This window comes from Bacillus sp. NPDC094064, from assembly GCF_050279585.1.
In the GTDB taxonomy this organism is placed as follows: Bacteria; Bacillota; Bacilli; order Bacillales; family Bacillaceae_G; genus Bacillus_A.
The window spans coordinates 168075-193753 of sequence record NZ_JBNNUI010000002.1; the positions used below are offsets into that span (position 1 = coordinate 168075).

The 25679-nt window shown below is 34.0% G+C and carries 30 protein-coding genes, 2 pseudogenes and 1 riboswitch; of the genes and pseudogenes, 25 read left to right on the forward strand and 7 right to left on the reverse strand.

Translation table 11 applies throughout. The annotated features are described in order from the left end of the window. The first annotated feature begins 227 nt into the window (after positions 1–227). The 3 genes from ACQKNI_RS05405 (at position 228) to cbpA (ending at position 4099) form a co-directional block, all read left to right on the forward strand. On the forward strand, positions 228–2483 hold the full coding sequence (locus ACQKNI_RS05405) for an NEAT domain-containing leucine-rich repeat protein (RefSeq protein ID WP_088231336.1): 2256 nt from the start codon (positions 228–230) through the stop codon (positions 2481–2483). A gap of 236 nt (positions 2484–2719) precedes the next feature. Then, positions 2720–3349 carry a class II aldolase/adducin family protein gene (locus ACQKNI_RS05410; RefSeq protein WP_000895999.1) on the forward strand — a complete coding sequence of 210 codons (630 nt, stop codon included), beginning with the start codon at positions 2720–2722 and terminating at the stop codon, positions 3347–3349. A 126-nt stretch (positions 3350–3475) separates the two neighbouring features. Continuing rightward, positions 3476–4099, forward strand: a complete 624-nt coding sequence (gene cbpA, locus ACQKNI_RS05415; RefSeq protein WP_088231335.1) for a cyclic di-AMP binding protein CbpA — start codon at positions 3476–3478, stop codon at positions 4097–4099. A gap of 62 nt (positions 4100–4161) precedes the next feature. On the opposite strand, the gene ACQKNI_RS05420 is transcribed toward cbpA, so the two are convergent. After that, complete coding sequence (locus ACQKNI_RS05420; protein WP_088231334.1) at positions 4162–4932, reverse strand: divergent polysaccharide deacetylase family protein; 771 nt, start codon at positions 4930–4932, stop codon at positions 4162–4164. A gap of 482 nt (positions 4933–5414) precedes the next feature. Between ACQKNI_RS05420 and ACQKNI_RS05425 the strand changes: the two genes are divergently transcribed. Further along, positions 5415–5696 carry an aspartyl-phosphate phosphatase Spo0E family protein gene (locus tag ACQKNI_RS05425; RefSeq protein ID WP_088231333.1) on the forward strand — a complete coding sequence of 94 codons (282 nt, stop codon included), beginning with the start codon at positions 5415–5417 and terminating at the stop codon, positions 5694–5696. Positions 5697–5725: 29 nt separating this feature from the next. Here the strand turns inward: ACQKNI_RS05425 and ACQKNI_RS05430 are convergent, their stop codons facing one another. Beyond that, positions 5726–7222, reverse strand: coding sequence for a DUF3149 domain-containing protein (locus tag ACQKNI_RS05430; RefSeq protein ID WP_088231332.1), 1497 nt, complete (start codon positions 7220–7222; stop codon positions 5726–5728). A 188-nt stretch (positions 7223–7410) separates the two neighbouring features. Here ACQKNI_RS05430 and ACQKNI_RS05435 point away from each other — a divergent pair, with 188 nt between their 5' ends. The 4 genes from ACQKNI_RS05435 (at position 7411) to ACQKNI_RS05450 (ending at position 10677) form a co-directional block, all read left to right on the forward strand. Next, positions 7411–7857: a MarR family winged helix-turn-helix transcriptional regulator gene (locus ACQKNI_RS05435; protein ID WP_088231331.1), complete on the forward strand. Its 447-nt coding sequence runs from the start codon at positions 7411–7413 to the stop codon at positions 7855–7857. 160 nt (positions 7858–8017) lie between these two features. Further along, entirely contained in the window at positions 8018–9712 is a 1695-nt protein-coding gene (locus ACQKNI_RS05440; RefSeq protein ID WP_088231330.1) for a M3 family oligoendopeptidase, read from the forward strand. Positions 9713–9852: 140 nt separating this feature from the next. Beyond that, positions 9853–10386 carry a DinB family protein gene (locus ACQKNI_RS05445; protein ID WP_088231329.1) on the forward strand — a complete coding sequence of 178 codons (534 nt, stop codon included), beginning with the start codon at positions 9853–9855 and terminating at the stop codon, positions 10384–10386. Between the two features lie 174 nt (positions 10387–10560). Continuing rightward, complete coding sequence (locus ACQKNI_RS05450) at positions 10561–10677, forward strand: DUF6254 family protein (protein ID WP_001085166.1); 117 nt, start codon at positions 10561–10563, stop codon at positions 10675–10677. Positions 10678–10686: 9 nt separating this feature from the next. Here the strand turns inward: ACQKNI_RS05450 and ACQKNI_RS05455 are convergent, their stop codons facing one another. Continuing rightward, positions 10687–11895, reverse strand: coding sequence for an ATP-binding protein (locus tag ACQKNI_RS05455; protein WP_088231328.1), 1209 nt, complete (start codon positions 11893–11895; stop codon positions 10687–10689). A gap of 206 nt (positions 11896–12101) precedes the next feature. Beyond that, a riboswitch (PreQ1 riboswitch) is annotated at positions 12102–12145 on the forward strand. Between the two features lie 93 nt (positions 12146–12238). Here ACQKNI_RS05455 and queC point away from each other — a divergent pair. Genes queC through queF form a run of 4 tightly spaced genes read left to right on the forward strand, consistent with a single transcriptional unit; the run spans position 12239 to position 14617 of the window. Continuing rightward, positions 12239–12901, forward strand: a complete 663-nt coding sequence (gene queC / locus ACQKNI_RS05460) for a 7-cyano-7-deazaguanine synthase QueC (protein WP_000711596.1) — start codon at positions 12239–12241, stop codon at positions 12899–12901. Further along, on the forward strand, positions 12901–13392 hold the full coding sequence (gene queD, locus ACQKNI_RS05465; protein ID WP_000368412.1) for a 6-carboxytetrahydropterin synthase QueD: 492 nt from the start codon (positions 12901–12903) through the stop codon (positions 13390–13392). The genes queC and queD overlap by 1 nt, the downstream gene beginning before the upstream one ends. Next, a complete protein-coding gene (queE, locus tag ACQKNI_RS05470) occupies positions 13385–14101 on the forward strand; it encodes a 7-carboxy-7-deazaguanine synthase QueE (protein WP_088231327.1) in 717 nt (238 codons plus the stop codon). Before queD ends, queE begins: the two co-directional genes overlap by 8 nt. An 18-nt stretch (positions 14102–14119) precedes the next feature. Beyond that, the gene (gene queF, locus ACQKNI_RS05475) at positions 14120–14617 is read left to right on the forward strand and encodes a preQ(1) synthase (RefSeq protein WP_000918895.1); all 498 of its coding nucleotides are present in this window, start codon (positions 14120–14122) and stop codon (positions 14615–14617) included. A 48-nt stretch (positions 14618–14665) separates the two neighbouring features. Here the strand turns inward: queF and ACQKNI_RS05480 are convergent, their stop codons facing one another. Beyond that, the gene (locus ACQKNI_RS05480) at positions 14666–14851 is read right to left on the reverse strand and encodes a YkvS family protein (protein WP_001165081.1); all 186 of its coding nucleotides are present in this window, start codon (positions 14849–14851) and stop codon (positions 14666–14668) included. 258 nt (positions 14852–15109) lie between these two features. Here ACQKNI_RS05480 and ACQKNI_RS05485 point away from each other — a divergent pair, with 258 nt between their 5' ends. Both ACQKNI_RS05485 and ACQKNI_RS05490 read left to right on the forward strand, forming a co-directional pair. Next, on the forward strand, positions 15110–15265 hold the full coding sequence (locus tag ACQKNI_RS05485) for a hypothetical protein (RefSeq protein ID WP_170952756.1): 156 nt from the start codon (positions 15110–15112) through the stop codon (positions 15263–15265). Positions 15266–15356: 91 nt separating this feature from the next. Beyond that, a complete protein-coding gene (locus ACQKNI_RS05490; protein WP_427282252.1) occupies positions 15357–15959 on the forward strand; it encodes a histidine phosphatase family protein in 603 nt (200 codons plus the stop codon). Between the two features lie 35 nt (positions 15960–15994). On the opposite strand, the gene ACQKNI_RS05495 is transcribed toward ACQKNI_RS05490, so the two are convergent. Next, positions 15995–16573: a GNAT family N-acetyltransferase gene (locus tag ACQKNI_RS05495; protein ID WP_088231324.1), complete on the reverse strand. Its 579-nt coding sequence runs from the start codon at positions 16571–16573 to the stop codon at positions 15995–15997. Between the two features lie 245 nt (positions 16574–16818). Between ACQKNI_RS05495 and ACQKNI_RS05500 the strand changes: the two genes are divergently transcribed. From ACQKNI_RS05500 to ACQKNI_RS05535, 8 genes and pseudogenes are all read left to right on the forward strand, one after another. After that, positions 16819–17013 carry a hypothetical protein gene (locus tag ACQKNI_RS05500; RefSeq protein ID WP_000344282.1) on the forward strand — a complete coding sequence of 65 codons (195 nt, stop codon included), beginning with the start codon at positions 16819–16821 and terminating at the stop codon, positions 17011–17013. A 25-nt stretch (positions 17014–17038) separates the two neighbouring features. Beyond that, positions 17039–17356, forward strand: a complete 318-nt coding sequence (locus ACQKNI_RS05505) for a hypothetical protein (RefSeq protein ID WP_088231323.1) — start codon at positions 17039–17041, stop codon at positions 17354–17356. A 476-nt stretch (positions 17357–17832) separates the two neighbouring features. Further along, positions 17833–18192, forward strand: a complete 360-nt coding sequence (nrdI, locus tag ACQKNI_RS05510) for a class Ib ribonucleoside-diphosphate reductase assembly flavoprotein NrdI (protein ID WP_000959449.1) — start codon at positions 17833–17835, stop codon at positions 18190–18192. Next, on the forward strand, positions 18179–20263 hold the full coding sequence (gene nrdE, locus ACQKNI_RS05515) for a class 1b ribonucleoside-diphosphate reductase subunit alpha (RefSeq protein WP_427282253.1): 2085 nt from the start codon (positions 18179–18181) through the stop codon (positions 20261–20263). Before nrdI ends, nrdE begins: the two co-directional genes overlap by 14 nt. Positions 20264–20356: 93 nt before the next feature. Then, positions 20357–21325: a class 1b ribonucleoside-diphosphate reductase subunit beta gene (gene nrdF / locus ACQKNI_RS05520; protein ID WP_088231320.1), complete on the forward strand. Its 969-nt coding sequence runs from the start codon at positions 20357–20359 to the stop codon at positions 21323–21325. A gap of 217 nt (positions 21326–21542) precedes the next feature. Continuing rightward, positions 21543–21671 (forward strand): annotated as a pseudogene (locus ACQKNI_RS05525) (GntR family transcriptional regulator); the annotation flags it as partial. Then, positions 21671–21835: pseudogene (locus tag ACQKNI_RS05530) on the forward strand (ATP-binding cassette domain-containing protein); the annotation flags it as partial. The pseudogenes ACQKNI_RS05525 and ACQKNI_RS05530, both read left to right, overlap by 1 nt. A gap of 456 nt (positions 21836–22291) precedes the next feature. After that, entirely contained in the window at positions 22292–23305 is a 1014-nt protein-coding gene (locus ACQKNI_RS05535) for a CPBP family glutamic-type intramembrane protease (RefSeq protein ID WP_427282254.1), read from the forward strand. Positions 23306–23346: 41 nt separating this feature from the next. Here the strand turns inward: ACQKNI_RS05535 and ACQKNI_RS05540 are convergent, their stop codons facing one another. Then, entirely contained in the window at positions 23347–23529 is a 183-nt protein-coding gene (locus tag ACQKNI_RS05540) for a DUF3913 family protein (protein WP_000707110.1), read from the reverse strand. 100 nt (positions 23530–23629) lie between these two features. Beyond that, a complete protein-coding gene (locus ACQKNI_RS05545; RefSeq protein WP_088231318.1) occupies positions 23630–24082 on the reverse strand; it encodes an Lrp/AsnC family transcriptional regulator in 453 nt (150 codons plus the stop codon). 63 nt (positions 24083–24145) lie between these two features. On the opposite strand from ACQKNI_RS05545, the gene ACQKNI_RS05550 reads away from it, so the two are divergent. The 3 genes from ACQKNI_RS05550 (at position 24146) to ACQKNI_RS05560 (ending at position 25670) form a co-directional block, all read left to right on the forward strand. Continuing rightward, positions 24146–24619, forward strand: a complete 474-nt coding sequence (locus ACQKNI_RS05550) for a carboxymuconolactone decarboxylase family protein (RefSeq protein WP_140417408.1) — start codon at positions 24146–24148, stop codon at positions 24617–24619. A gap of 10 nt (positions 24620–24629) precedes the next feature. After that, positions 24630–25184, forward strand: a complete 555-nt coding sequence (locus tag ACQKNI_RS05555) for a cysteine hydrolase family protein (RefSeq protein ID WP_088231316.1) — start codon at positions 24630–24632, stop codon at positions 25182–25184. 87 nt (positions 25185–25271) lie between these two features. Then, positions 25272–25670, forward strand: a complete 399-nt coding sequence (locus ACQKNI_RS05560) for an SseB family protein (RefSeq protein WP_427282255.1) — start codon at positions 25272–25274, stop codon at positions 25668–25670. Positions 25671–25679 lie beyond the last annotated feature (9 nt).

Here is a 25679-nt window from a genome sequence, read left to right on the forward strand (position 1 = left end):
ATATCTTACAAAAAATCGGTGTAATTAATGAGAAGGAAAAAAGTGAAATTCTTCATACGTTAAGTAAAAAATCCCTTTGAATAAAGGGTTTTTTATTTTTATCTTTATAAATATAAATTTAATGTAACATTACCGTTGACAATGATAATGAGATTCATTATCATTTATTCGTGGATAATTGATAATTTTTATCAATTAAATAATTATATACGATAGGAGATATTATTTTGAAAAAAAATTATATTAAGGCACTAGTAGTAGCAACAACATTAGCAATTCCATTTGCTGCGTATTCTACTCCAGCATTAGCAGCAATAAAAATTGAAGCAAACCAGTCGGTAGCAGCGAGTGATCGCACGTATGATACTGAGATTAAAATTTATAAGGATCAAAAAGACGAGCCATCTATGGTTTCTCAATACATAAAAAATCCTAAAGTAGCGATTGAAGACGGGAAAAAAATTGTTACTGTAACAATGCAAGATAGCGATTATTTTCAATATCTTAGAATAGAAGATAAAAACCAACCTGGTGTATTTCATGATGTGAAAGTTTTGTCAGAAGATAAGAGGAAAAATGGAACGAAAGTAGTTCAATTTGAAATTGGCGAGTTTGAGAAGAAGCATAATATGCAAATGCATATACTTATTCCGGCTATTGGATATGACCATAAATATCAAGTTCAGTTTAAAATTGTAGATCCGACTTTAGGCAACAAAGAAACTGAAAACCCAGATGATAATTCTAATTCAGGTAATACGGAAACAGATGATCAAGTCGACAGTCAAAATATGATAACAGATAAAAAGTTAAGAGAACTTGTTAATAAAAAGGTATTTAATAGAAAAGATGTAGATACACCAATTACGAAAGAGGAATTATTACAAGTAAAAGACTTGTTTTTAAATACGAATGAGATTCTTGATTATAGTGCATTAAAATATATGCCAAATTTAAAATCTTTAACAGTTGCAAATGCAAAGATAAAAGATCCGTCATTCTTTACGAACTTAAAGCAATTGAAACATTTGGCTTTACGCGCTAATGAAATTGTAGATGTAACACCACTTGTTAAGATGGATAATTTGGAATCTCTTGATTTAAGTAATAATAAAATTACGAACGTTGCACCACTAACGGAAATGAAAAATGTAACAAGTTTATATTTAGCAGGAAATCAAATTGAGGATGTGGCACCATTAGCGAAAATGGAACAATTAGATTACTTGAATGTGGCAAACAATAAAATTTCAAATGTTGCTCCGTTAAGTAAGTTGAAAAATGTAACATACTTATCTTTAGCAGGAAATCAAATTGAAGATATTACACCGCTTTATACGTTGCCGTTAAAAGATTTAGTATTAACACGTAATAAGGTGAAAGATTTATCAGGTATAGATCAATTGAATCAATTACAAGAGTTATGGATTGGGAAAAATGAAATAAAAGATGTTACCCCTCTAAGTAAGATGACACAGCTGAAAGTATTAAACTTACCTAACAATGAGTTAAAGGATATTACTCCATTATCAAGTCTAGTAAACTTGCAAAAACTTGATTTAGAAGCAAATTATATTTCAGACTTAACACCAGCTAGCAATTTGAAAAAGTTAGTATTTCTAAGTTTTGTTGCAAATGAAATCCGTGATGTTCGACCAGTTGTAGAACTAAGTAAAACAGCTTACATTAATGTTCAAAATCAAAAAGTATTTTTAGAGGAAACAGAAGTAAATAAAGAAGTGAAAGTACCTGTATACGAAAAAGATGGTAAAATCTCTACAAAAATTCGTTTGAAGAGTGAAGGGGGTACGTATAGTAACGATGCGGTGAAGTGGAGTACACCAGGTGAGAAAGTATATGAATTTGGTGTGAAGGACCCATTTGCGGACACAGGCATTTTCTTCACTGGTTCTGTGATTCAAAATGTTGTAAATGAAAAAGTATCCGAAGAAGTAATAGCATTTAAAGATGTACCAAAGGGCCATTGGTCAGAGAAAGCAATTAATCATTTAGCGAAAGAAAAGATATTTGTAGGTTATGGAAATGGACAATTTGGATTTAGTGATAACATTACTCGTGGTCAAGTAGCAGTTTTAATACAAAAGTACTTGAAGTTGGAGCAAAATGTAGAACAGAAAACGAAGTTCACAGATACAAAAGGAAATGCGTATGAAGGGGCTATTGAGACAGTTGCACAAGCCGGAATTATGACGGGCGATGGCAATGGTAAGTTCCGTCCAGATGGAGTATTAACTCGATATGAAATGTCAGTAGTACTACAAAAAGTATTCAAGTTGAAGGAAAATGGAAATATTGTAGAGAGCTTTAAAGATGTACCAAAGGGTCATTGGGCAGAAGGATATGTGAAAGCTTTAGCGGACAATAATATATCAAAAGGTGATGGGAAAGGAAACTTTTTAGGTGATGACTTCGTAACACGCGAAGAGTATGCGCAGTTTTTATATAACGCAATAATGAAATAAAAAAGAGAAAAATACGTTATTCTTTAAATAAGAAGAATAACGTATTTTTTCATGTACGAAATGAAGAGGATAATAAGTATATGAATAGCCCTTTTTATAGAAGAGCCGTGAAACCATATTGACAAAAAAGCATTCTCATGTGATAATTCAATTAAATTTTTAGAATAATCAAAAAATATTCCTTTTACATAAAAAGGATTCGAACCTTATATGAATATTACGCCGGGGGTGACGAGATGTTATTTTTTCTGAAGAAATGGAATGAATTAAAAGATGTAAAGTCGGAATTGGCACTTCGTGATTGGTTTTATGGCACAAAAATTAGTTTATCATTATGTACGTCAAAAGAGCCATTAACATTTTTAGTGAATGTCGAGGGAAGAGATAAAGGGTTATTTTCAGAAGAAGATTTTATTGTCGTAAATTGTATGTGTGAGCCAGTCTTTGAAAATGAAGAGAAACCAGCTGCCGAATCATTTATGCATGCGGATATTTATAAAAAAAGTAGTGCAGAATGCATTTTACAAGTACAGACTGTAGATAGTCATTTAATATCAGAGTTGTATGGAAAAGAAGGAGAAGTAACATTCGATAAACGTAGTGTGGAACGTGTCTTCGGAAAAGAAGGCATAACAGAAATGACAATTCCGATTGTAGAAGATGAAAAAAAATTCGCTGATTTATTAGAAAGTAATGTTCCAAATTTTATTGAAGGCGGCGGAGTAGTCCTTGTTCATAATTATGGTATGATCGTGTGGGGAAAAACGCCAGAAGAAGCGAAAAAATGGCTAGAGGGTATAGAGTATTTAATGAACTATCACGTAAAGTTGTTAATGATTAAAGGTGCGAAAAGTTCGGTTATATAAGAACGTTTGTAATGTTGTTACAAGTCAACAAACAAATGAAAGCGTTTTAAAAATAATTTTACTCATAAAATATAGGTCTCCTTATTATATATAGATTACATGTTGACATGTAAGGAGGAACATATTTTGCGAGTTAAATATCATTTTCTGCCAAAACAGCAAGTAACCTTTTGCAAAATAAACGATTCCGGTGAAGAGGCTTTGCAAATTATGAATGAAACGGGATTTCGAGCAATCCCTGTATTAGCAGAAGATGAGAAGAAATTCATGGGGATTATTTATAAAGTAGATCTATTAGAAAAGAAGTGTAATAACGGTTTAGAGAAATTAAGTACAGGAGATATGCTGGAAGACTCCTCTGCATTTATTTTCGAGAAGGATTCATTCTTCAGAGCATTTTATGTTATTCGTCGTTTACCATTTTTATCGGTTTTAAATGATTATAATGAGTTTGTCGGTATTTTAACACATTCCAATGTATTTGATGTTATTGAAGATTCATTCGGTATGCAGACAGGTGGGTACATATTAACAATTGCAACACAAGATTGTAAAGGAACGATTAAAGAACTTGGAACGTTGTTAAAAGCATATAATATCGGTGGACTGTTTACGCTAGATAACGGTGATCAATATATTCGTCGTGTTATTGTAAATATAACAGATGAGTTAAATGAAAAAAGATTAAAGCTATTAATCGAAAAAATAGAGAAAAAAGGTTTTAGGGTGAGTCATGTAGATTATATTTAAGTTAAAAAAGGTACCTATCTGCTACATATCGATTGGTACCTTTTTTAGTATGAGAATGAATTTTATTTTGAAACAGGAGGTGGAGATAATGCTAAATCAGATAAAAAAATAAAGTCTGCATGTTCACGAATTTTAGGAATAGAAGTTTCTATAACGCGTGACGTAATTTCACCTGGAGGCCCAACATGTCCGATAGCTACCATTATAGGTTTTTCTTGAATTTTTTTGATGAGTAATTGGGCTTGTTTTGAAATATGTCCTGCTGTATACACATCATCAAAAAATAGTTGGTTTTCAATTATAGGCACTCCTAATTCTTTTCCGATTTTTGGGACGACGCTATTAGGGTTTGTTTTGCTATCTAAATAAAATAAACCGTGCTTTTTACAAGCTGCAAGTATAAGTCGTACAATTCTTTCGTCTGCTGTTACTTTTGACCCCATATGATTGTTCATTCCAATTGCATGCGGTACTTCTTGAATCGCTTGTTCGAGGCGATTATTTATTTCTTCATCACTTAAATCAGTTGTAATTGCTTTTGGTCCAAGCCATTCTTTCTTACCTTTAATAGGTTCCATTGGCATATGTATAATAACTTCGTGTCCTTTTTTATGGGCTGCTATCGCATCTTCTTTTGTGGAAGGAAGAAAAGGCATAACAGCAACAGTCAGTGGGATGGGAAGTGATAACATTTTATCAGTCCCCTTCATATTATTGCCGAAGTCATCAATGACAATGGCTACTTTATTCGTATGAGCATTTGCTTGAATCGGAAACAAAAAGGACGGTAAGAACATAGTGAAAATGAGTACTGCAATCGTATATTTGCGCATATAAATATTTCCTTTCTATTTTATTCCGCTATTTGCAGGCGGTAAGGTTCTTACCTCAAAATTCTGCTGGAGCAAAGACATTAGGTAGGAAAACTGCCCGCAAACGCCCGATTGGTGTGGGTTGATAATCAGTGGGGGATGAAGAAAACCTCACTGATTAAAGTTTCACTTTATCAATCATCATTATGTTTTGCTTTTTTATATAAATTAAACAAAAAATGTCGAAGAAAAGGGTGGCGAAAATAAAGAATCAGCTATTTAATTGGTATTTGTAAAAAAAGAAGATGAAAAAAATGTCTATTATTGCGAATGTATTTACAAAGATAGAATAATTTGTAATAATTCTCAAAGTGAGGGTAAAGATTTGTAAATTACAGGGAGAAAATGTTAAATTTTCTGATTCTTCAAATTTACATATGGTTAAGCGGCTAAAAGGTCAATGGAGAAGTGAAGAGCATGGAAGTATACTAAGGGGGATATGGATGTTTACTGTAAAAAGGAAGTACACATTAGAAAAGCTTTCACGTGATATTCATATGAAACGTGAAGAAATGATTCAATTAGGATTAACAAGTGGGTTAAATAGTATGGAGACAATTCAAGTTAGTCAAGAGTTGGACAAGCTTATTTTACAGTACCAGCGTTATAAAGAAAAACAAACACCGAAATGGTTTTCAATTATAAAGGTACCTATTTTTCAAATTGGGTATGAAGGGAAATCAAATAATTTTTGGCGAATGCTTGTGGCTGGTTTTATGAAATAAGTATAATTATCCTTTCGGGATAAGGATAATTATACTATGTGTAACGGAATCTCGATATGAACTGTTGTTCCTTCGTTTTCTATACTGTCAATAAAAATATGCCCATTGTACATCTCTACAATTCGTTTACATATGACAAGTCCAAGACCTGTTCCAGTATCTTTATTAGTAAAGAACGGATGAAAGAGGTGTTTTTGAATATGTTTCGGAATCCCTTTTCCGGTATCTATAATTTGCAATTGTGCGTGTGTCTTATTGTTTGTTACGATAATTGTTAATGTATCACTAGAAGTCATGGCTTCAATTGCATTTTTTGTAATGTTTAAAACCACTTGTTTCATATGGTCTTTTGAGCACCGAATATAAACAGGATGGTCTGGCAAATGTAAATGGAATACAATGTTATGTAGATTCGCCTCAGATTGAATAATTAATGCTACCTCATTTAGAATTGTTCTTACGTCATATGTTTGTTCGATGATAGCAGTTGGCTTTCCAAGAATAAGAAATTCGCTTACAATTTCATTAATTCGTTCTATTTCTTGTTCGATTATGGAAAAGTAGAACTGATCCTGTTCACCTTTATATTTCTCTTTTAATAGAGCGACGAGTCCTTTAATTCCAGTAAGAGGATTACGTATCTCATGCGCTGTACTAGCTGCAAAAGTTCCAACCAATTCAATTTTTTGCAGTTCATTTTGTTGTCTTTCCAGTTTTGTTTGACGTTTTAATAACATATATTGGGCAAGTAAAAATAAAATAGACATTAAAAATAAAGTAGCCACGCACTCTATTGAAACTAGCTGGTGTAAAGTTTGTTTGTGAATAGGTAACGGAGAAACAGAGACCGTCCAATTTAATTTTTGTAGTGGGGTAATAAGCATATTAGAATGCTTATCAGTTGTGTCATTATTATCATCAGTTAGAAACACTACACCATGTTTATCCGTTACTTCGAAATGGTATTGTGGTTTAATAGCATTTAAAGAAGAGGAAATGTAGTCAAAGCGTAAACTAGCTAATAATAAGCCTGAGAGCTCCTTTTGTTTACTAAATATTGGAGAGGCAATCATAATAGCTTGATGTCCAAGAACGCGATCTGTAATAACTGATGATACAGTTGTTTTCTTAGTCTGTAATGCGTCTTGAATATACTGGCGGTCTGAGACGTCAACAGGACTTGGTTCGCCTTCGGATGCGATTGTAATCATGCCGTCTGTCGTAGTGTAATAGATACCAGAAAAACGTTCATCATTACCATCCGTATCATGTACAATCTGCTTAATCCCATTAGTGTTTCCGGTTTCGGTCCCTACGACCTTTGCGAGCATTTCTAAGGCTGAGATAGCTTCACCAAGATGATGGTCTAAATAGTCTCTATATAAAAAGAGGACAGTGTGAGCAGCTAGTTTGTTTTCCTGTTCCATTTTATACGTATGATACGAATAAAATGTAGCACCAATCCCTATTGTTGGTAGGATAACAAGCAATATATATAAAATTATGCTTTGGAATTTGAATTTCAAATTTGGTACTCCTTTTTTTGTTATCATTATATATAAACTATGTTAAAATTGTCATGTTTTTATTCAAGAATCATTCGGGGTACGTTAGGGGAGAGGAAATGAGTGAGTACTCATTCGGAAATTACATGAAGTATGAAGCTGGTTTTTCTTTTTATTGCTGAGAATTTAAGTGAAGGGTTGAAAGTTGTATGACATCAAATAATGAACGAGAAAATATTTCTCAATCTTTAAAAGTATTTATTGCATTATCTCGTGTACATCGTTCTGTTATGGATACTACAAATAAGTCCATACAAAGTAATGGGTTAAATCCAACTGAATTTGCTGTGTTAGAACTGCTATATCATAAAGGTGGTCAACCACTGCAGCAAATTGGTGAGCGTATTTTAATAGCTAGTGGCAGCATTACATATGTTGTAGATAAGCTAGAAAAAAAAGGGCTAGTAAAGAGAATTCCATGTCCGAATGATAGACGTGTTATTTATGCACAATTAACTGAGTCTGGAGAAACCTTTATTGCTTCTATTTTTCCAGGTCATGAGCAAGTTATACATCAGTCTTTTGAAATGTTAACGAAAGATGAAAAGGATGAATTACTTGATCTACTAAAAAAAATTGGAAAGTATGAAAAATAATAATATGTTCCAAAGAGGCTTTGGATAAATAAATCCAAAGCCTCTTTGTTTATATGTAATTATGACAGCTACTGCCGCTTTTTATTGAAGAATAAAAGGGAATATGTAAGTAGGCATTGAATTATAGTAATGATGCATATAACGGAGAGGAGGCTCGTTCATGTCATTTAAAGACTATGAATATAAGCGGCCAAATATTGAAGAATTAAAAGAGAAGTTTACTGTTGCTTTAGAAAAGTTTGATAATACAAAAACGGTTGAAGAACAAAAACAAGTAATCAATTCGATTAATGAAATTCGTAATGATTTTGGTACAATGGGGAACCTTTGTTACATTCGTCATTCTGTTGATACGACAGATGCTTTTTATAAGGAAGAGCAAGATTTCTTTGATGAATACTCTCCAGTTGTACAAGGATATGGAACAAAATATTATAAGGCATTAATCAATTCTCCATTCCGTGAAGAATTAGAGGCGTATTATGGAAAACAATTATTTGCTCTAGCAGAATGCGATTTAAAAACATATTCAGATGAAGTCGTGAAAGATTTACAAGTAGAGAATAAACTGTCTTCACAATATACACAATTATTAGCATCTGCAAAAATTGACTTTGCTGGAGAAGAAAGAACGTTATCACAACTGATTCCGTTTATGCAAGGAAAAGAAAGAAGCGAACGTAAAGCAGCAAGTGAAGCATACTACGGATTTTTAGCGGAGAATGAGGAAGAACTAGATCGTATTTATGATGAGCTTGTTAAAGTGAGAACGAAAATCGCGAAATCTTTAGGTTTCAAAAACTTTGTTGAACTCGGATATGCAAGAATGTACCGTACAGATTATAATGCGGAGATGGTGGCGAATTATCGTCAGCAAGTGCTTGATTATATCGTTCCAGTTACAACGGAATTAAGAAAGAGACAACAAGCGCGTATTGGTGTAGAAAAGTTAGCATATTATGATGAAAACTTTGAGTTTGCTACAGGCAATCCGACTCCAAAAGGAGATGCAGATTGGATTATTAATCATGGGAAAACGATGTATAAAGAGTTATCGGCTGAAACAGATGAATTTTTCAATTTCATGTTAGATAATGATTTATTAGATTTAGTTGCAAAAAAAGGAAAAGCTGGCGGTGGATATTGTACATATATCGAGAATTATAAAGCGCCATTTATTTTCTCGAACTTTAATGGAACATCTGGTGACATTGACGTATTAACGCATGAAGCTGGTCATGCTTTCCAAGTATATGAAAGCCGTAAATTTGAAATTCCAGAATATAATTGGCCAACATATGAAGCGTGTGAAATCCATTCTATGAGTATGGAATTCTTTACATGGCCATGGATGAAGCTATTCTTTGAAGAAGATGCAGATAAATATTACTTCTCTCACTTAAGTTCAGCACTTCTGTTTTTACCATATGGTGTATCTGTTGATGAATATCAACATTTTGTGTATGAAAACCCAGAAGCATCACCCGAGGAGCGTAAGACAGCATGGCGTAACATAGAGAAGAAGTATTTGCCACATCGTGACTACGAAGATAATGAGTATTTAGAGCGCGGTGGTTTCTGGCAACGTCAAGGACATATTTATAGCTCGCCGTTCTACTATATTGACTACACGTTAGCGCAAATTTGTGCGCTGCAATTTTGGAAACGTGCAAGAGATAATAGACAAGAGGCGTGGGAAGATTATGTGAATCTGTGCCAACAAGGTGGAAGTAAATCATTCTTAGAATTAGTGGAAGTTGCGAATTTAACATCGCCATTTGCTGAAGGCTGTGTGAAAAGTGTCATTACAGAAATTGAAGCATGGCTACACGCGATTGACGACACAAAATTGTAAAAAACATGCGCTTTTTTTCACATGTTTAACATCGACATAATGGGAAAATAATGAGATAATAAAAGAAAATTCAGAATTATTAAAAGGGGTGTTTCGGATAAGGAGCACCTCTTTTCACCAACAAAAAGGGGGAAAGAAGTATGCTCCACTCTAATATGGATGTAAGTTTAGAAGGTTTGGTGAACTCATTACACTCTACCCGAGGCACACTATTATCAGAAATTGAAATGTTAAATGATACAGAAGTGAATGTAAAGCCACGTCGTGATAAATGGAGTATTATTCAAATTTTACATCACTTGCATTTAGTTGAACAATCTGTCACATCTGCCCTTGTATATGCTTTACAAAAAAAAGAAAGAAAACTGGCTCCATTTAAAGACCTCCAACTTACGCTTGATCGCACACATAAACGAGAAGCTCCTCAGCAAATGAAACCAACAGAAACTTTAATGAAAAAACAACAAGGAATTCAATTACTAGAACATTCACGACAAGAACTATTACATGCGCTTCATAGTGTTATAGATGAAAATGAATTATTTGAAAATGGATTAAAGCATCCTATTTTTAATGATTTAAATTTGTATCAGTGGGTTCAATTTCTTGATTTGCATGAACAAAGGCATCTTACGCAGTTAAAAGAGGCGAAACATGCAATACTACAACGGTAAGAAGAGAGAGACGGGTGATCTGCCCGTTTCTTTTTTTGTGCGTAGTTATAGCCTCACTTCAAAAGCTGGGGGCTGTATGTTACATAATCAAAAGGGATAGAAAAAACTATGCATAGTTTCCTATCTCACTTTGGAATAATACTTTGTGAAAGAGTCAGAAGGAGTGAACAGTGTATGGCGAAGAAGAAGAGAGAAGAAGAGCGTGCTTGGAAAGCTCGTAAAGAGAATCAAAAACCACATGGAAAAGTGAAAGCTTTTGCTGAATTAGTGGAAGGAACAGAAAAAACGTGATGAATTCCATCACGTTTTTTTTATGAGCGGGAAAGTTAACAAGAAGGTTGTACCTGTACCTTTTTCGCTTATAATATCAACTTTTCCATCCATTGCTTGGATGACGCTAAAGACGACCATCATTCCGAGTCCAGTACCTTTTTCTTTCGTTGAGTAGAAAGGTGATCCGAGCCGCTTTACTTGTTCTTGATCCATACCAACTCCTGTGTCTTTTATATACAGTTGTATATGTTTATGGTCTGGAACTAATGTAAGAATAAGGTCACCGCCGTTAGGCATTGCCTCAATACAGTTTTTAAAAATATTTAATAAGCATTGGTTCAGTTTTTGCTTTTCACCAGCTATAAAAAAAGATGTACTTTGTTTTATATAGTGTATACGAACATTTGTTAAATTGGCGAGAGGTGTAATTAAAGATAGCGCATGAAGTAATTCTTCCTCTACTTGTAATTGTTGTTCTTTTTCAATACTTGGTTTTGCAAAAGTTAAGTAATCCGTAAGAACATGATTTGCTTGTTCGATCCCATTAATGGCTATGTCGATATATAATTTTCGTTCCTTTTCAGAACATGTATCTGACTGTAAAAGTTGCAAAAATCCTTTCGTTGAAGTTAAAGGATTACGAATTTCATGAGAGATAGAAGCTGCCATTTCACCGATTAAATGAAATTTTTCAGCATTCATAAGTTCATTTTGAAGTCGAACTTGCGTTTGTAATATGTGTAGCAAATATAAAATAAGGATTGTGCCAATCATTGTACATATTTCGTATACGATAATATGCGGTATATAATCAGCCTTATTTGTAACCTCTGCAAGGAAAAATGGTATCCAGCCAAATCCGAATATGAGACTGTAAAAGACAGCAAGTGCTATTTTTATACGGTTAGAACTTCGGTTAAACAGTTTGTATGTTAATAGTAGAACAATAAACAAGAGAACCGAAGCGATAAGGGATGGGAAAACACCAACTCCTCCTAATAAAAAGCGGTATATGTTTAATACAGTTAAGATGGAAGCACCAGCAATAGGCCCCCCTGTTAATGTGCCGACAATTAATACGATATGACGCATATCAAATTGAAATCCATAATTTGTTTTTGCACCAAATGTGATACATAGTATGGTAGCGAGGCAACACAATACAATAAATATAGCTGAATTTAATTTAGGAGATCGTTTGCCTTTTTGATTCCAAAATAAGTGATAGATAAGCATCGTAACGAGAATGGATAATATATTTAAAAAGAGGTAAATAATAAAGAGTTTCAGTAGGATGCCCCCTCCCTTCTAATATTAGATTAATCATACTATAAAATGAAAAAAATGAAATAAAAATAGCGGAAAAATCAGAAATTTTTTATGGTAGTATACAATATGTTACAATAAGCTTTGTCAATGAAAGAAGAAATTCCGTGCACTGCACGGGAGAGGTTCGTGAACTCCCTCTATAAAAAACTATGGAAACAACAATATCTCTAGGTATTGTTTTGTTTTTTTATTGCGACAGTTCAAGAACGTTCTTTCTTCTTATTCGTAGTAGAGAAGGAGAATGAGTGAAATGAAAAAAGAAAAAGCGGTTGTTGTTTTTAGTGGTGGACAAGATAGTACAACATGTTTATTTTGGGCGATAGAGCAGTTTGCAGAAGTAGAAGCTGTAACGTTTAATTACAATCAGCGTCATAAGTTAGAAATTGATTGTGCAGCGGAAATTGCGAAAGAGCTAGGAATTAAACATACAGTACTAGATATGAGTCTATTAAATCAACTTGCTCCAAATGCATTAACGAGAACGGATATGGAGATTACACATGAAGAAGGTGAATTACCATCAACATTTGTGGATGGACGAAATTTACTATTCTTATCATTCGCTGCTGTATTAGCGAAACAAGTTGGAGCGCGTCATATTGTAACAGGCGTATGTGAAACTGATTTTAGTGGGTATCCAGATTGTCGTGACGTATTTGTGAAATCATTAAACGTTACATTAAATTTATCTATGGATTATCCGTTTGTCATTCATACACCACTTATGTGGATTGATAAAGCGGAGACATGGAAATTATCTGATGAACTTGGTGCATTTGAGTTTGTTAGAGAAAAAACATTAACATGTTATAACGGAATCATTGGTGATGGTTGCGGTGAATGTCCAGCATGTCAACTTCGTAAAGCAGGATTAGATACGTACTTACAAGAACGCGAAGGAGCGAGCAATTAATGGATAATTTCTTTGGATTTCGCATCGTAGAAAATTTGCAAAAAATGGACAAGGATATTCAGCGTAAACAACTTAAATATCATAATAAAAGAGTAATGGTCAGCAAGGAATTTACATTTGATGCAGCACACCATTTACACTGTTATGAAGGAAAATGTAAAAACTTACATGGTCACACATATAAAGTTGTATTTGGGATTAGTGGATATGTAAATGAAATAGGCCTTGCGATTGACTTTGGAGATATAAAAGAGATTTGGAAAAATGAAATAGAAATTTATTTAGATCATCGTTATTTAAACGAAACGTTACCTGCAATGAATACGACTGCTGAAAATATGGTCGTTTGGATTTATGAAAAGATGGCAGAAGCATTAACAAAAGATAATCGTGCGAACGAATATAAAGGAGCTCGTGTTGAATTTGTTCGTCTATTTGAGACGCCGACTAGTTATGCGGAAGTAAGACGGGAGTGGATGCTCGATGAGTAAAATCCCTGTCTTAGAAATATTTGGTCCAACTATTCAAGGTGAAGGAATGGTTGTAGGACAAAAGACAATGTTTATCCGTACAGCTGGCTGTGATTATAGCTGCGCTTGGTGTGATTCTGCTTTTACGTGGGATGGATCTGCTAAAGATCAAATTAAACAGATGACAGCGGAAGATATTTGGAATGAGCTTATTGCAATTGGAGGAGAAAATTTTTCTCATGTTACGATTTCAGGCGGAAATCCGGTATTGCTGAAAAATATTAAGTTTCTTCTTTCTATACTAAAAGAGAATGGAATGCGAACGGCAATCGAAACGCAAGGGAGTAAATGGCAAGACTGGTTACTTCAAATTGATGAGGTAACGATTTCTCCCAAACCACCAAGTTCGACGATGCAAACAGATTTTCAGAAGTTAGATGCTGTTATTCAGAAACTGGCAGGAAAAGATATTAGCTTAAAAGTAGTCGTATTTGATGATTATGACTTTGAGTATGCAGTTAAGATGCACGAACGTTATCCAGACGTACCATTCTTCTTGCAAGTAGGGAACGATGATACGAAAACAGTGGATGATGCAATGCTTATTAAAAAATTATTAGATAAGTATGAGTGGTTGATTGAGAAAGCTGTAAATTGTAAAGCAATGAATGATGCAAAAGTATTGCCGCAGCTTCATGCGTTAGTATGGGGAAATAAACGCGGCGTATAACGAGAAGGGATGTTTAACATGGCAGGAAGATTAGATGAAGATTTAAAAGATGTAACATTACTAGGAAATCAAAATACAAAATATTTATTTGAATATAGCCCAGAAATTTTAGAGGTATTTGATAATAATCATCCAAATCGTGATTATTTTGTAAAATTCAACTGTCCTGAATTTACAAGCTTATGTCCGAAAACAGGACAACCAGACTTTGCAACAATTTATATTAGCTACATTCCAGAGCAAAGAATGGTAGAGAGTAAATCTTTAAAGTTATATTTATTTAGTTTCCGTAATCATGGTGATTTCCACGAAGATTGCATGAACGTAATTATGAATGATTTAATTAAATTAATGGATCCACGTTACATTGAAGTATGGGGGAAATTTACACCACGTGGTGGCATTTCAATTGATCCGTACTGCAACTATGGTCGCCCAGGAACGAAGTATGAACAAATGGCAGACTACCGCATGATGAACCACGATCTATATCCAGAAACAATTGATAATCGTTAATAGAAAGAAAGGGCCTGTATACTATACAGGCCCTTTCTTTCTATTATATTATGCATTTTGGTTAATGACAGTATAGTTTTTATGACTTACAACTGTAAGAGGTTCCATATCTAGTTCTCTAAAATTCTCCATAATTGTTATATCAACAATAACAGAGTTTTGATTTACTTTTTGAACACGGCCTTGCATGCCACCTTTAAATTCGATGATATCTCCAGTTTCTGCGATCTGCATAAGCAACTCTCCTTGTTACAGTTTTTCCAAAAAAGAATAATTTGGGATTTTTTATTTTCCTTTATTTTGAACTATGTTACCTGTTTTGTAAATGTTTTCAAAGTAAAAATTCGAAAAATATTCACTTTTTGTAAGAAAATATATGAAAAAACATGTTGTTAGGAGATAAATGAGAGAAATGCGAATATTTTTATATGAGAGTATAATGAAAAGGTACAATGACCTACTAAAGTGGGGGAAACTAGGGGCGGTAAAATGATGTTTGAAATTGTGGGGAGCTTTATAGCGATTTTATTATTTTTATTTTCTTATATACAGCTAAAGAAAATTCGGCACCATGAAACAACTGCATATTTTGACGGATTGGATGGTATGCATGCATCGATAACACATGATAGTGGCGGGGATATGTAATAATGTATAACTTTCTTTTTACGCATGGTATGATGGCAATAAGAAATAGTGCATAATAGAGTTCGTAAGTGATGAATGGGGAGTGAAAAGAATGAGGATTTCTTTTATTCGTCATGGTCGCTTAAATCGTACTATGGAACCAATGACAGTTACTTCATTTCATGAGTGGATGAAACGATATGACTTACATACTATAACAACAAAAGCTCCTATACCAATGGAAACAATTGAAGTGATGGAAGCAGCAAAATTGGTCGTAACGAGTGATCAAAGGCGTGCTGTACAGTCAGCAGCTGAATTAACGGATTCTTTATCTTTTATACAAAACTCTCTTTTTAGAGAGGCTGAGGTTTCTTCAAGCTTTTTTTTTCCAAAATGGTTGAAATGCAAACCTAAGGTATGGATGGTTATCGGCCGAACATTATGGATACTTGGCTACCATAAAGATGTAGAGTCTTATAAGGAAGTAAGAGAGAGAGCAAGGCAAGCGGCTCATCTATTGCACCGTTATGCTCTCGTTCATGGAAGTGTTGCTCTTGTAGGTCATAGTTATTTTAATACGATGATTGGGACTGAACTGAGGGCAATGGGGTGGTCTGGTTCGCCTATTTTTCATAGGAAGCCATGGGGATGTACAACATATACATTCCACGAGGCGATGGATGGAAATGTATTAAATACGAATTTAACATAAAAGCACACGATTTATATAAATCGTGTGCTTTCCTTTTAAGATACAGAAACCTTTGTATTTAATGGTTTTACTAAATGGGCGTAAGGTTCACCCACAAGCATAACGATTTGATCTTTTTTGTAACCTAGCTTTTCATATAATGAAAAAGCACGTGTGTTTTCTAAATTAACAAGTAAGGCGATTTTTTCATGCGCTTGTTCAGTTGCATGGATTTCAGCAGCTTTAATTAATTGAGAACCTATGCCTTTTCCGCCGTATGCACTTGAAACTGATAACGTATCAATGTAATACTCATCAAGCTCAGCTTCTTTTTCTAACGTAATAGAGTTATCTTTATGTAATTCTCTTAATTGACGTACAATTGGTGCGTCAATTATTGTTGCTTCACTACCGTGATAAGCGACGATAATTCCGACTGCAGTCCCGTCTTGTTCATATACAAGACAATTTTCATAGCTCAGTCGATTTTTCTCTTTTGAGAACCATGTTTCTAGTCCTAGTAATACTTCTGTTTCAACTGTGCTACCTGTGATTTTTTCAGCAATTTCGTGCAGAGCGTTATACAATAAAGGAGCTATAGCCTTTGCATCTGTCTTTTTTGCTTTCCGAATCATAGTATCCCTCCTAGTTCTATTTATATATTGTAGCATAATGGTATGGAACTTTGCATAATTGAATGTCAAAATGTTTGATATAGAGAAGTGGCTATGTTAGTATATGATATTTAGTGGACATACAATAAAGAGATCTCTTTTGAAAAATAATGAAAGTAAAATGCCGACATAGCAACGGGATAAATTTACAGTTGTTGACCTATAGAATATACGATAGAATAAAATATTGCATAGAGGTGAAATACATGGATGAACAATTAGCAAATGCAATTTTGGATCAGCTGAAAAATGGTGAGATAAAGGAGTATGTTGCAACGAAAGATGTATTTTATACGTTCAGGAAAGTTGTAGTAAGTCGGGAAGATTTTAAACATATTATTGGGAATGCACAGCGCGGCGGACAGGTCATTTATACATATTCAGAAACGCCACGTTCGTAACTAGAAGATATAGGGGAGGAGACTTATGGGCGATTTTAAACAAGGGATATTACCGCATTGGGATTATATGTGGAAAGATCGATCTGGAAATAGGTTTATGGGAATGGTTATGTATCCAGAGAGACGAAAATGTTCAGCGAAAATGCTGCAGAAAATAAAAAGAGCATATGAAGAAGCGATAGAAATTAAGGTAACCGTACAAGTTCAACATACATATCAGTACGTAGAAGGAATGATTGTATACTTTGATGAAGAAGCTCCTGTATGTACAATGATTGATAAAGATGAGAATCCACATCACATTTTTGTAAAAGATATTTTGCGTATTGAGCACTCTGAATAATCTTTTCATAAATAAATTGAAATTCCATAATAATAATCTTTTTCTATAATAGTTATCTTTTAGTATGTAACGAGAACTGAAAGTATATGTATAATATTTAATAAAGTAAAATTGATAAATGTAATCGTTTTTTAGAGCAGATTATCGTTTAATGTCTGTTCTTTTTTGCGTGATGCTGGAGAAATATATTCCTCCAGCATTTGCCGTTTTATGACAAAATATATTGGTAACTTTTTTAAAAATAAGGTTAAATTCGTTGACAACTTTTTTGAAAAGCACTTTATTGACATGAGTTTTAGAATGTTGTTTCATAGTCATTGTATTGAAAAAAAACGACTGTCATGTCGAAAAGTAAAAGTTAAAAAAAGAAAGAATTTATACATATATCTTGTGTCTTATTTTGAAACGTAATACAATATATAGAGAAATCAAGAAACAACATACAGAGAGTATAGATTGGAGAGGGAGGGTCGGAAATGTTAGTTGCATATGATTCTATGACAGGAAACGTGAAGCGTTTCATTCACAAATTAAATATGCCGGCCGTTCAAATTGGTGAAGATCTAGTAATAGATGAAGACTTTATTTTAATTACGTATACAACAGGTTTTGGCAATGTACCAGAACGTGTTTTAGAATTTTTAGAGCGCAATAATGACAAATTAAAAGGCGTATCTGCAAGCGGCAATCGTAACTGGGGAGACATGTTCGGTGCAAGTGCTGACAAAATTTCTGCCAAATATGAAGTGCCTATTGTATCAAAATTTGAGTTATCAGGAACAAATAACGATGTAGAATATTTTAAGGAAAGGGTGCGGGAGATTGCGACACATTGAACTGAATAACGAAATCACGCAAATGCAGGACGGTTTTTATCAGCTTCATAAAGATAAAGAGGCATTAGAAGTCTTTATGGAAGAAGCTAGAGAAAATACCGTTCCTTTTAATAGCGTGGCAGAGCGAATGGAGTATATGAAAGAACATGATTACTATTACAACGTTCTGGACGAGTATAGCTTGGAGGAAGTAGAAGAGGTATATAACATCGCTTATGGTGAAAACTTCGAGTTCCAATCTTATATGGCAGCATCTAAGTTCTACAAAGATTATGCGTTAAAAACAAATGATCAAAAACAATACTTAGAAAGCTATGAAGATCGTGTAGCAATTGTTTCATTATACTTAGGACGCGGTGATGTTGCGAAAGCAAAACAATTCGCAAGCATGATCGTCAAACAAAACTATCAACCAGCGACACCAACCTTTTTAAATGCGGGAAGAAGCAGAAGAGGAGAAATGGTGTCTTGTTTCTTGTTAGAGATGGACGACAGCTTAAATTCAATCGGTTTTAACATTAATACTGCAATGCAATTATCGAAAATCGGCGGGGGAGTAGCTTTAAACTTATCTAAGCTACGCGCACGTGGCGAGCAAATTAAAGGTATCGAAAACGCTGCAAGTGGTGTAGTACCTGTTATGAAATTGCTTGAAGATTCGTTTTCATATGCGAATCAACTTGGCCAACGAAAAGGTGCCGGCGCAGTATACTTAAACATTTTCCATTGGGATATTATTGAATTCCTTGATACAAAAAAAATAAATGCCGATGAGAAGAGCCGTATTCAGTCTCTATCAATCGGAATTATCGTTCCAAGTAAGTTCTTTGAGCTTGCTGAGAAAAACGAACCTTTCCATGTTTTCGCGCCTTATACGGTGTATAAAGAATATGGAAAGCATTTAGATGATATTGATATCGATGAAATGTACGATGAATTAATGAGCAATCCGAAAGTGAAGAAGAAGCCGCTAGATATTAGTGCACGTGATATGCTTATTAAAATTGCTATGATTCAGCTTGAATCTGGTTACCCATACTTAATGTTTAAATCAAATGCAAATAACCAACATCCACTGAAGGGTATTGGAACTGTGAAGATGTCGAACTTGTGTACAGAAATCTTCCAGCTTCAAGAAACTTCTGAAATAAATGATTACGGTACAGATGACATTATCCGTCGTGATATTAACTGTAACTTAGGATCGTTAAATATCGTAAACGTAATGGAAAATAAAGAGATTCGTGAAGCAGTTCATGCAGGAATGGAAGCTTTAACAGCTGTTTCTGATATGACAATCATTCCGAATGCACCAACTGTGAAAAAAGCAAATGATGAGCTTCATTCAGTTGGACTTGGCGCAATGAACTTACACGGATATTTAGCAAAAAATAAAATCGCTTATGAAAGTGCAGAAGCGAAAGAGTTCGCGCGTACATTCTTTATGATGTTAAATTACTACTCTATTGAGAAAAGTATGGAAATTGCTAAAGAAAAAGGCGAGACATTTAAAGACTTCGATAAATCTGATTATGCGAACGGCACATACTTTGAAAAGTATGAAACGACAGATTACAGCCCAGTAACTGAAAAAGTTCAACAACTATTTGAAGGAATTCATATTCCAACAAAAGAAGATTGGACAAGTTTAAAAGAGCAAGTGCAGAAGAATGGTTTATACAACTCATATCGTCTTGCAATCGCTCCTACACAATCAATCAGCTACGTTCAAAATGCAACTTCAAGCGTAATGCCGATCGTAAGTCAAATCGAATCAAGAACGTATGCGAATGCGACAACATATTATCCAATGCCGTATTTATCAAAAGATACGTTCTGGTACTATAAATCTTCTTACGATATGAATCAGTTTAAACTAATTGATTTAATCGCAGAAATTCAAGAACATATTGACCAAGGAATTAGTACAATTCTTTACGTTAATAGTGATATTTCAACACGTGAATTAGCACGTTACTACATCTATGCACATAAAAAAGGCTTAAAGAGTCTGTATTATACGAGAACACGTAAATTAAGCGTGGAAGAGTGCGTGGCTTGTACCGTTTAATATAAAAATTGAGACATGATGAGCAGGGTTTTCTGAACCCTGCTCATGCTTAGTTATCAATTTTTCATGTTTATTTAGAGAAGGGGCGATTGAATGCGTGCGGTAAACTGGAACAAAAAAGAAGATGATTTTAGTTTAATGTTTTGGAAGCAAAACATCGCTCAGTTTTGGACAGAAGAAGAAATTGCGGTTTCGTCTGACAAAAATACTTGGGCACAATTATCAAAAGAAGAGCAGGTTGCTTATAAGCGCGTATTAGGTGGTTTAACACTTTTAGATACGAAACAAGGCGGCGAAGGGATGCCACTTGTACTTGTTCATCTTGAAAATTTACAAGCGAAAAGTGTATTAGCTTTCATGGGAGCTATGGAAGAAGTACATGCGAAGAGTTACAGTCATATCTTCACAACATTAGCTACAGAAGAAGAAATTGATGATATTTTTGAATGGGTAGACAACCATCCATTACTTGAGAAAAAGGCTGGTATTGTTACTAGTTATTATCGTCGTTTATTAAAGCCTGAAGTAACGAAAAAAGAGTTATACATGGCAATGGTCGCAAGTGTGTTCTTAGAAAGTTACTTATTCTATAGTGGATTCTTCTACCCACTTTACTTAGCTGGTCAAGGTAAACTGACGGCAAGTGGTGAGATTATTAACTTGATAATTCGTGATGAGTCAATTCACGGCGTATTCGTCGGTATTTTAGCACAACAAATCTTCGCGGAACTTTCTGCAGAAGATCAACAAGAAGTGCAAAAAGAAACGCAAGAGTTATTAATGAAACTATATGAAATTGAAATGGCATATACAGAAGAAATTTACACTTCTATCGGTCTTGTAGAAGATGTAAATCGTTTCGTTCGTTACAATGCGAATAAAGGACTTATGAACTTAGGACTTGAGCCGAAGTTTGAAGAAGAAGAAATTAACCCAATCGTTTTAAATGGTTTACGTACAGATACGAAAAACCATGATTTCTTCTCTGTAAAAGGAAATGGTTACGTAAAAGCAACGAACGTTGAAAAGTTATCTGACGATGACTTCGTGTTTAATTTTTAATATACGATCATAAAGAAAAGCTGTCTTATCAATGAATAAGACAGCTTTTCTTTATGATTTTGTTTACATAACACTATTATTTTTATATAGTGATTGCTGTTTAAAGAGTTCTATCTCATTAATGGATAGAATTTTTTTTGTAATTAAATAGGTATTTACAATCCTTTTGTATCGGTGTACTAGTTAAATAGTACACCGATACAAAAGGAGGGAAGAAATGAAAATATATTTTTCTCCAAATACACCAATTTACATTCAGGTAATGGAATACATAAAAAAAGAAATCGTAACGGGTCATTTATTACCTGGCGATAAAATTCCCTCTGTCCGTGAATTAGCGAGAGAATGACAGAGCTATTGAAAATAGAAAATTTATGGAAGAGATATGGGTTAAAAGCAGTAATCCGTGAATTAAACATAGAGATTACAGAAGGGAAATTTGTTGGGCTTGTTGGAGATAACGGGAGCGAGAAAACGACGTTATTAAAAATGATTGCAGGCTTGCAGCATCAAGTGCATTATTCCAAAAACGTGACGTATTATAATAAAGTGAAACTTTAATCAGTGGGGGTTTTCTTCATCCCCCACTGATTATCAGCCCTCACCAATCGGACTTTAATGGGCAGCCCGACCCCCACCTGAATTCTTTGCTTTCGCTGAATTTTGAGGTGGGGGTCTTACTGCCCATTAAAGCGGGATAAAAGAAATCCCAGCTTGTAAAAACGGGGATTTTTATTACATAACTTTCTTCTGTCTTTTAACTTGAAAAACGGTGATACGGTATATTAAATAAAATGATTACTATATATGTTAAGAGATATGCTGTTTGAAAGTATATGAGAGAAATAGGAAGATTTTCAACTATATTCATATTATAATTTAGTTATTCCACCATTTGTAGGAGATGGATTGCCCATAAAACATTGATTAATGCTTTACTTTTTACTATCTTTGGAGGTGATTGATATGCAATATGCATTTTCACGTATAAGGCTACGTAGTTTTTTCGGATGGATGATTATAGGGTTGTTCCTTACGATGATCCCATTAGGTTTATCAAATGTTTCAGATAACACGTTAGAGGTTATTTCACAAATAACTATATTTTTTGTATTTCCGTTATTTTGGTTATACGTAAAAACAAATAAAAACAATGTTGTGTTTCAAAGTTTTTTTGATAAGCCAAGTCGTTTACCGTGGGGATTAATTTTATTAGCGACGATAATGGGAATGATTTTTTCAGTCGGTATATCTCATATTCAATTTTACATATTGGCACACACGTTACCTAATTTTTTAGTGAGTATGTTAGAAGACGGAAATGTAATTAATACGAGTAACATATATATGACAATATTTACTTTCATTTCAGCATGTGTATTAGCGCCTATTATGGAAGAAGTTATTTTTAGGGGTTTCTTTTTACAGCGAATGGCTTATAAATGGGGGATTAAACGAGCTGTAATTATATCTTCACTTATTTTTGGTTTCGGACATTTTGACGTGATCGGTGCTTTCATGTTTGGTGTCATTATGTGCTTTTTATACATAAAGACGAAAAATATATGGACGAATATTGCGGTGCATGCTTTAAATAATTTGATTGCAACAAGTATGCAATTTGTAGGTGGAGAAGAGAGTGGGGCAATCTCAATTCCTGAATTACAAGCGCAAAGTAATTTATGGATTGGCATTGGTCTTGCGGTTGTTGGATTACTTTGGTTAATTCCTTACATATGGAAACAATGGCGTATAGTAAAAGAAGTTGGTGTGCCACCGATCCGCTTTATAAATGAAGAAAAAGTAGTGAATGTATCACAAGAAAATGAAGTGTATAGTCAAGTCATTGTAACAGATAGATTGATGGCTGTAGAACTACCAGATGAAGCTGTAAATAAGCTTCGATTAGAAGAAAATGATTATGTAAAAGTATTCGTAGAAGAAGATACAATTGTTATAAAGAAAGCGCATGATAAATAATTAAAAAACATCTCTCCTATATATAAAAGGAGAGATGTTTTTTAATTCGTAATAATTTCTACACGAAAATTATTACCGTTCTTTACATATTTAATATCTGTAACAGTACGGACTGTTTTTAAAAGCTCCACTTTCTCACCAATTCGAGGGATGGTCGGAACATTATCCCAAATACCAAGCAAGTCGTCTAATTGTGCCGTTTTTTCATAAAACCAGATTTTCAATGTAAAGCCCCTTTCTCGAACTTTATGTATTTTAATACATAATATATTATTTTTATTCTTAATGTAAGGGGTTTTTAATATTTTTTTGAATAAATATTAATTAGTGTTCTGGGAAGATATGTTCAATGTCCGGAGTAAGAGATACTTCTGATAATACGATATGAGAAACTGTCGTTGCATATGAAGAAACATCATTGATAAATTCTTCAAGTTCAACGAGTGAAGGGACGGAAATTTTTACAATGTAGCATAAGCTTCCTGTTACTCGGTAACAAAAACTTGCAGATGGATAAGACTGAATAAACTGTTGCATACGTGTTGTGTCACCATTTTTTAAAGTGATTTCTAAAATACAATCTAAAACAAGTCCAGCTTTTTTATAATCAATATCGATTGTGTATTTTTGAATAACTCCTTCACTTTCAAGTTTACGAACACGTTCTGCAGTAGACGGAGCAGATAAATTTACTCGTTTGGCTAATTCGCGCATCGAAAGGCGACTATCATTATATAATTCATTTAAAATTTTACGATCAACACGATCTAATTGCATTTGTAAATATACCTCCAGTAAAATGATAATTTTTGTAAAGTGAAAATAAAAATTAAGATTCATATGAAATGTAAAGAGAACTTTATTTATTTTACAATAAAACAGAAAGAAATAGGAGGGGAAATGATGGAGAGAATTTCATTATCAAATGTAGGAGATACAAAGTTTCAAAAATTATTAGGCCATAATCGGGATATATTACATTCGTGGAGTACGTTAGAAAATACACTGTATAATAAAGGAACTCTTTCAGCGGAGTTGAAGGAACAAGTAAGAAGAACATTGGCGTACGGGAATGAATGCTCGTACTGCATGGCAAAGGGAAGACCAGATGATATGCAAAAGGTAGAAGAAATTAGTGTAGCTGTTACTTTTGCGCATACATTTGTTCATGATAAAAAGGCGATCGATGATAATATGTTTCGTGTATTAAAACAATATTGGACGGAAAAAGAAATTGTAGAGCTTTGTGCTTATATTTGTTTTATTACTGCGTCGCAGCAACTTGGTTTTCTGTTTCAATTACAGCCTAATTAAGGAGAGAATGATGACAAATCAAACAGCACTTATCATAATTGATGTACAAAAGGCGTTCCAATTACCATACTGGGGCGAGAGAAATAATCTTTTTGCCGAAGAAAATATGAAAAGTTTAGTAGAAGAATGGAGAAAGAGGAAGCGACCAGTTTTTCATATTCAACATGTAAATAAAGAAAATGTTCAGTCGATGTTTTATCAACATGCGGAAACAGTAAACTTTAAAGAAGAAGTGAAACCACTGCCAGGTGAAGTAATTATTCAAAAGTCTGTTAATAGTGCGTTCATTGGGACAAATTTAGAAGAACAATTAAGATCGAAACAATGTGATACGGTAGTAATTGTGGGATTAACGACAAATCATTGCGTGGAAACTACGACACGGATGGCAGGTAATTTAGGATTTACTACGTATTTAGTGAATGATGCGACAGCTACTTTTAATCGTATAGGCCCAGACGGCATAGAGTATAGTGCAGAGTCTATTCATAATATGACACTTGTCAATTTGCATGATGAATTTGCAACAATTATGACGACAAAAGAAGTGTTAAAATTATTTTGAGAAAATAATTGCGGAATTATGTAGAAAAAAATAAGAATATTTCGTATAATCTAAGTATAATCATTTTGAAAATAGGGGTGGCATCATATGAAGCAAATTCCAGTAAAGAAAATAGAAGAAGTAGTTGTTTTAGCAGGAGATAATAAACAAAAGCAAAAAGAATTTTATGAATTGCTCTTATCAACAGAGTTTTATGTTGCCGGTTCACTAGAAGCAGAAGACGGAGCAACAGAAGGAACACTTCGTTTGCGTCATTTCCAAGGAGAGGGTAGATGGATCGTGCCGTTCTTTACACAATTGGAATTTGTAAAAGATGTGTTGCCAGAAGGTACGCCCCTTGTTACGATACGTGGAAAAGAATTGTTTGGTAGTATCGAGAAAGATGCAACAGCGGTATTAAATGTTGGTACGGATATAAGTAAAACATTTGTTCCAGAAGAAATTGTGGATATCGCATCTGGACGAATTTTTAATTATTATAAGTAAAAGGAAAAG